We start from the raw sequence: 7229 nt of genomic DNA on the forward strand, positions 1-7229 counted from the left end.
CTATTCCAGAATTTAAGGATAAAACGTTTCGACAAATTTCTGCAACCATAAAATCATTAACTTTAAAAGAGGGAAAAATTACTTATAAACCTCACATTGCAAAAGATATTGTATTGCAAATTTTTCAAGATGGTAGACGATTGAGAGCAGGAGATAAGGTAAAGAAAAATTCAACATTGGATTTTGTATTAGGGGATGGAAAAGAAGTTTTTAATGAAGAAACTTTTAGTTCAGAAGAACCTGCTGATACATTACCACCAGTAGAAGAAGTACAACCAGCAGAATTTAAAGAAGGAGATGGCGGATTATAATGTAGGAACCGAACTCGAAGACGAGTTATACGAACATCATCGTTTTGAAGCAAGTAAAGGTCAATCGGCTTTGCGTGTGGATAAATTTTTGATGAACATGATTGAAAATACCACCCGAAATAAAATTCAACAAGCGGCTGAAAAAGGTTCGATTTTAGTGAATGATGTTCCTGTAAAATCGAATTACAAAGTAAAAGCTGGTGATGTTGTACGTTTAGTTTTAGCGCATCCAACTTACGAGCAATTACTAACACCCGAAAATATTCCGTTGGATATTGTGTATGAAGACGACCAATTGTTGGTGATTAACAAACCAGCCGGAATGGTAGTACATCCAGGTCACGGAAATTATTCAGGAACTTTGGTGAATGCGTTAGCCTATCATTTTGAGAATTTACCCATGAACAGTTCGGAACGACCAGGTTTAGTGCATCGAATTGATAAGGACACTTCAGGATTATTAGTGGTTGCGAAAACGGATTTTGCTATGGCATATTTGACCAAACAATTTGCTGAAAAAACTTCGGAAAGAGAATATGTTGCATTAGTTTGGGGAAATATTGAAGAAGAAGAAGAAGGAACTGTGGAAGGTAACATCGGTCGTCATGACACGAATCGTATGCAAATGGCTGTTCATTCAGATGAAGAAAAAGGTAAGCCAGCAGTAACGCATTATAAAGTTTTAGAACGATTTGGATATGTTACTTTAGTTTCATGCCAATTAGAAACGGGAAGAACGCATCAGATTCGTGTTCATATGAAGCATATTGGTCATACGCTTTTTAATGACGAACGATATGGAGGTGATTCCATCTTGAAAGGAACGACGTTTACAAAATACAAGCAGTTTGTTGAGAATTGTTTCAAAGTGTTACCTAGACAAGCACTTCATGCCAAAACATTAGGATTTGAACATCCCATCACAAAGGAATTTTTACGTTTTGATTCTCCAATTCCACAAGATTTACAAGTATGTATTGATAAATGGAGGGTTTATTCAAAAGCGCAAACATTTACAGAAGAATAAAAGAAAATATTTAAAAATTAGAGCCTCCAAATTAAAAGATAGTTGGAGGTTTTTTTATGGCACTATAATTAAATCTTATAAAACTCATAAACCAACTTTTGTATATTTTCGTATTTTTGAAAAACAGAAATTAGAAACTATGAAAATTGTTATATCACCAGCTAAATCTTTGAATTACGAGAGTCCGTTACCGATTTCAAATTACACAGAACCTGCTTTTTTGTCGAAATCGGAAACCATTCAAAAAACGTTAAAAAAGAAAAAACCGAAGCAATTAATGGAGCTTATGGATATTTCTGAAAAGTTAGCCGAATTAAATTGGCAACGCAATCAAGAATGGAGTGTTCCTTTTACGCCTGAAAATGCACGTCCAGCAGTTTATGCTTTTGATGGTGATGTTTATACCGGATTAGATGTGTATTCTTTGCCGACAGAAAAAGTAGCTGTTTTACAAGAAAAATTGCGAATACTTTCAGGTTTGTACGGACTTCTAAAACCTTTAGATTTAATGCAACCGTATCGTTTAGAAATGGGAACTTCAATCGCCATTGGAACGAAGAAAAATTTATATGAGTTTTGGAAGAAAACCATCACAGATGCCTTAAACAAAGAACTTAATAAAGACGAATTATTTTTAAATTTAGCAAGCAACGAATATTTTAGTTCGGTCAATACAAAAGCATTAAAAGTTCCAGTAATTACTCCAGAATTCAAAGATTATAAAGATGGAAAATTAAAAATGATTAGTTTCTTCGCAAAAAAGGCAAGAGGCTTAATGGTGCGTTATATTATGGATACTAATGCTGAAACTATTGAAGATTTAAAAGGTTTTAACTATGAAGGTTATGCTTTTGATGCGAATTTTAGTAAAGGAAATACTTTAGTTTTTACAAGATAGTTAGTTGTCAATCCAGTTTTTTAAGATTTGTTTGCCATGTGGAGTCATGATACTTTCAGGGTGAAATTGTACCGCTTTTACATCATAAGTAACATGTCTTAAAGACATAATTTGCTCATTTGAATCCTCGGAAGTTATGATTAATTCTTTGGGTAAATTTATTTTATTTACAACCCATGAGTGGTATCTACCTACAATAATTTCGTTAGGGATATCTTGAAAAAGTGTATCATTTTCAATAATAATTATTTTGGTTGCTACACCATGATACACTTTTTCAAGATTTATTAATTTTCCACCAAAAACTTCTCCAATTGCTTGTAAGCCAAGACAAATTCCTAAAATACTTTTGGTTGGAGCATATTTTATAATTATTTCTTTTAACAAGCCAGCTTCATCTGGAATTCCTGGACCTGGAGATAAAAGTATTTTGTCAAATTTTTCTAAATCTGTTACCTCTAATTCGTCATTTCTAAATACAGTAACTTCAGCATTCAAATCCTCTAAATAGTGAACCAAATTGTAGGCAAAGCTATCGTAATTATCAATGACAGCAACTTTCATTAATACAAATTTGGATATTTTGTTGGATTTGCCTCATTCATTATTGCATAAACTTTCTCAAAAATGTCTTCTGCAGAAGGTTTTGAGAAGTAGTCACCATCCGTTCCATATGCTGGACGGTGTGCCTTTGATGTTAGGGTTTGAGGTGCACTATCTAAATGTTTATAAGCATTTTGATTTTCCACAATTTCTTGTAAAATATAGGCACTTGCTCCTCCAGGAACGTCTTCGTCAATGACTAATAAACGATTCGTTTTCGCAACTGATTTTACAATGTCATGGTTGATATCGAAAGGTAATAACGATTGAATATCAATGATTTCAGCGCTAATTCCAACTGATTCTAACTCATTTGCTGCTTGTTCTACCAAACGTAATGTAGAACCGTAAGAAACTAATGTAATATCAGTTCCAGTTTTAATCGTTTCAACTACTCCGATAGGTGTTTTGAATTCGCCTAAATTAGTTGGCATTTTCTCTTTTAAACGGTAACCGTTCAAACATTCTACAACCAATGCAGGTTCGTCTGTTTCTAATAAAGTGTTATAAAAACCAGCGGCTTTGGTCATGTTTCTTGGAACTAAAACGTGAATTCCCCTGATGGCATTGATTATCATTCCCATTGGTGAACCTGAATGCCAAACGCCTTCTAAACGGTGCCCACGAGTTCTGATGATTAACGGTGCTTTTTGGCGACCCGCTGTTCTGTATTGTAATGTTGCTAAATCATCACTCATGATTTGAATAGCGTACAATAAATAATCTAAATATTGAATTTCAGCAATTGGACGCAATCCTCGCATTGCCATTCCAATTCCTTGGCCTAAAATTGTAGCTTCACGAATTCCCACATCGGCGACACGTAATTCTCCGTATTTTTCTTGCATGCCTTCTAAACCTTGGTTTACGTCACCAATATTTCCAGAATCTTCACCAAAAATCAGCGTTTCTGGATATTTTGAGAAGATAGCATCGAAGTTATCTCTTAATACTAAACGTGCATCTACGTCTTCAGCAGTTGCAGCGTAAGTTGGAGCTACTTCTTTGGTTTTTAAAACCGTTTTATCCGATTGCGAAAATAAGTGCGAACTGAATTTTGGTTGGATTTTCTCCGTATAGTTTTCAATCCAAGTAGCTAAAGTAGCACGAGAATTTTCTTTGATAATAATACGCAACACTTTTCGTGCAGCAACTAAAATATCTTTGCGAATTGGTTCTTTTATTGAAGCAACATCGCTAGCAATTTTCTCGATAAATACTTTATTTTCACTTTGTGAAGCGATGGTATTTAGTAAACCAACTAATTCTTGTTGTTCTGCTTTGATTGGAGCTGTAAAATTAGTCCAAGCTGCTTTTTTACCTTCTAAAACGTCTTTTTTAGCTTGGTTGTCAATTTGTTCTAATTCTTCTGAAGTAGCTATATTGTTATCGATTAACCAAGTTTTCATTTTAGCTACACAGTCAAATTCTGCTTCCCAAGCTAAACGTTCTGCATTTTTATAACGTTCGTGACTTCCAGAAGTTGAGTGACCTTGTGGTTGCGTTAATTCTTGTACGTGCACTAAAACAGGAACGTGTTCTTCACGCGCAATTTGCGATGCTTTTTGATACGTTTCAACTAAAGCTGGATAATCCCAACCTTTAACACGTAAGATTTCGTATCCGTTATTTTCTTCATCACGTTGGAACCCTTTTAAGATTTCTGAGATGTTTTCTTTAGTTGTTTGATGACGAGCGTGAACTGAAATTCCGTATTCGTCATCCCAAACGCTCATTACCATTGGCACTTGTAAAACACCAGCAGCATTGATAGTTTCGAAGAATAAACCTTCTGAAGTGGAAGCATTTCCGATAGTTCCCCATGCTACTTCGTTTCCGTTTTCTGAGAAGTTGGTTTGGTTGATACCCGAAACATTTCTGTATATTTTTGAAGCTTGAGCCAATCCTAACAAACGCGGCATTTGTCCGGCAGTAGGAGAGATGTCAGAACTCGAATTTTTTTGTTGGGTTAAGTTTTTCCAATTTCCGTTTTCGTCTAATGAATGCGTTGCGAAGTGACCGCCCATTTGACGTCCAGCACTCATTGGATCAAAATTAATATCGGTATGGCCATATAATCCAGCGAAAAATTGCTCGATGTTCATAGCTCCAATTGCCATCATAAACGTTTGGTCACGATAATATCCTGAACGGAAATCTCCGTTTTGAAATGCTTTTGCTAATGCTAATTGAGGTACTTCTTTACCATCGCCAAAAATTCCGAATTTGGCTTTACCCGTAAGCACTTCTTTTCTTCCTAGAAGGCTACATTCTCTACTAATTCGGGCGATTTTATAATCGTTAATGACTTCTTTTTTAAAATCTTCAAAAGAAACTACTTCCGATGTTGTTGCTGTTTTCATAAGACGTTTGTACGAAATTGATAATTCAACAAATTTAATTAAAACGACTTATAAAACAATACAAGGTGTAATATTTTTTTAATTATTATTAAATTATCAATGATTTTGATTTGAAAAACGCAATGAATTCATTGAAAAACGATTTTTAATTATTGAATTGTTAAATAAATGAACAAAAATCTATTAAAACCATTTTCTTGTAAATAGTGAAACTAATGTTTTAGGACTTAGAGTAACAACAAAACGAATTTGTTGTCCATAATTTGTATCATTCAATGCATAACCGTTTGAGGAATAAACAGGTAAGAACAGTTCAAAATAATCAGGAACTAAGTTTAAATGAAATCCAGAATCAAAAACAAATTTTGGATCGGAGTATTTGTTTTTAAACATTCCAGCATCGCCATAAATTTGAATCCAATTCCATATATTGAATGTTCCATTAATAGTGGTCATCCATTGGTTTGCAAATCGGGTATCTAATTTAGATTTGAATCCACCTTCTGCGTAAACGTATTGTTGACTGTAAATTCCTGTTGTTTCACTTCTTCCTAATAAATTGTAATCGAACATATAATCGTTAGGTCGATCTAATCCAAAACTGAAAAAGTCGGAATTAGTGCTTCTGAACATAAAAGCTCCTGCGAAAAGGCGTAGACTTATTTGGCGATTGTTTTCAAATAGTTTTCGGAAATGCACTTCGGTTGCAACTTTTCCAAAGGAATTTGCTATTTGTAAATCATTTAAAATGGAAAAATGTTTCGTACCTTCAGATTGATAATTTCCATATTTCGCGTTGAAGATATTATAGTTTTCTGTTTTCGTATCAATGATTAGATTCGATTTGTCTCTCTGAACGTATACTTGTCTTAATTGAATAAATTCATTTTTATTAGTTCTGAAGTTTCTATCTCTAAATTTAAATTGGATTACAGGACTTATATTGGTGTAAAAGGCATCACTTGTGTAATGAAAACGATTTCCTGTAATAAGATATCTTATGTGATATAACTTTCCATCTTCTCTAATATTATCATCAACAAATGCAGTAAATTTTCCAACAATAGTCCCTGTATTACTTGAATACATTGGGGTTGTACTAAAAGTAAATGGTTTGTTAAGTATGGATTTGTTGTGTAATCTCATTCCTACAGCCACTCCATCATAAATATTGAATTCTACTTCTGGAACGTAAAAAATTTGATTGTAATGGGGATCTTCTAGATCTTTTAGAAAAATAAATTTGAAAGGTCTATTGTTAAAATAGAATCCTTTTAATGATTTCCAATTGTTTCTGAGGTTATATTCTGGTATTTCATTATTATAATTTAGTGTTAATTTATCAGCGTCTAATCTTGGAATAACAATTGTGGAATCCGATGAAATATTGGTTATCCAACTTTTTTTGATAATCTCATTGTTTTTCAAATGATACAATGAAATAGGCACATTAGTTCCTGTTTTATTAATAATTTTTACAGATAAAGAATCTTTTGATTTTTTTACTTTACCAAATTTAAAATCAATTAATTTACGAGTTTCTACTACAGTACGGAAAAACCAATCAATGTTTTTTGGACTATTTTTTTCTAAAACTGTTTCCAATTGTCTTGAGTTTGTTCCAAAATTTTGATTTTCTTGAATGAACTCTTGTATAGAATTTTGAACAATTTCATTTCCTAAGTAATCATCTAAATATTTTAAGCTCACACCAGCTCTATATTTACTAGCAATATGTTCATTGAATTTGATGAGTTTGTTTTTAGGTTCATTTAATGGTTGATCAAGATTTTTTCTTGCCATTAGAATATACAAATAATTGTATTGCTCATTGAAATTAAGATTGATAAAGTTGTATGATTTGAGTAGTTTAATATTTGCTAAATTCCCTGTCATTTTTAAATCAGGATAATATTCCTCAATATATTTCATCATCAAAAAAACTTGAACTCCATCATAAACCCAATAGTCTCTTCTTTGATTCAAATTGAAATTTTCTTTCAAATAAATTCCTAAATAAGTTTTTA

At 32.9% G+C, this 7229-nt stretch carries 5 protein-coding genes and 1 pseudogene; 3 read left to right on the forward strand and 3 right to left on the reverse strand.

Annotated elements, in window-relative coordinates; genetic code table 11:
* From B4I81_RS02220 to yaaA, 3 genes and pseudogenes are all read left to right on the forward strand, one after another.
* Positions 1–311, forward strand: a pseudogene (locus tag B4I81_RS02220) (PASTA domain-containing protein); the annotation flags it as partial.
* Entirely contained in the window at positions 298–1338 is a 1041-nt protein-coding gene (locus tag B4I81_RS02225) for an RluA family pseudouridine synthase (RefSeq protein ID WP_291106931.1), read from the forward strand. The pseudogene B4I81_RS02220 and the gene B4I81_RS02225, both read left to right, overlap by 14 nt.
* Positions 1339–1477: 139 nt before the next feature.
* On the forward strand, positions 1478–2236 hold the full coding sequence (gene yaaA, locus B4I81_RS02230; protein ID WP_291106933.1) for a peroxide stress protein YaaA: 759 nt from the start codon (positions 1478–1480) through the stop codon (positions 2234–2236).
* Here the strand turns inward: yaaA and B4I81_RS02235 are convergent, their stop codons facing one another.
* From B4I81_RS02235 to B4I81_RS02245, 3 genes are all read right to left on the reverse strand, one after another.
* A complete protein-coding gene (locus B4I81_RS02235; RefSeq protein ID WP_291106935.1) occupies positions 2237–2800 on the reverse strand; it encodes an anthranilate synthase component II in 564 nt (187 codons plus the stop codon).
* Positions 2800–5202 carry an alpha-ketoacid dehydrogenase subunit alpha/beta gene (locus B4I81_RS02240; protein WP_291106937.1) on the reverse strand — a complete coding sequence of 801 codons (2403 nt, stop codon included), beginning with the start codon at positions 5200–5202 and terminating at the stop codon, positions 2800–2802. The genes B4I81_RS02235 and B4I81_RS02240 overlap by 1 nt, the downstream gene beginning before the upstream one ends.
* A gap of 183 nt (positions 5203–5385) precedes the next feature.
* Positions 5386–7229, reverse strand: a 1844-nt coding sequence (locus tag B4I81_RS02245; protein WP_291106939.1) for an aminopeptidase, incomplete at its 5' end; no start/stop codon positions are given.

Origin of the sequence: Flavobacterium sp. UBA6195 (genome assembly GCF_002422095.1) — a bacterium.
In the GTDB taxonomy this organism is placed as follows: Bacteria; Bacteroidota; Bacteroidia; order Flavobacteriales; family Flavobacteriaceae; genus Flavobacterium.

Excerpts from the sequence above, each read along its gene's own strand:
- B4I81_RS02225 (WP_291106931.1), top strand. The coding sequence starts at position 298 with ATGGCGGATTATAATGTAGGAACCGAACTCGAAGACGAGTTATACGAA.
- yaaA (WP_291106933.1), top strand. The coding sequence starts at position 1,478 with ATGAAAATTGTTATATCACCAGCTAAATCTTTGAATTACGAGAGTCCG.
- B4I81_RS02235 (WP_291106935.1), bottom strand. The coding sequence starts at position 2,800 with ATGAAAGTTGCTGTCATTGATAATTACGATAGCTTTGCCTACAATTTG.
- B4I81_RS02240 (WP_291106937.1), bottom strand. The coding sequence starts at position 5,202 with ATGAAAACAGCAACAACATCGGAAGTAGTTTCTTTTGAAGATTTTAAA.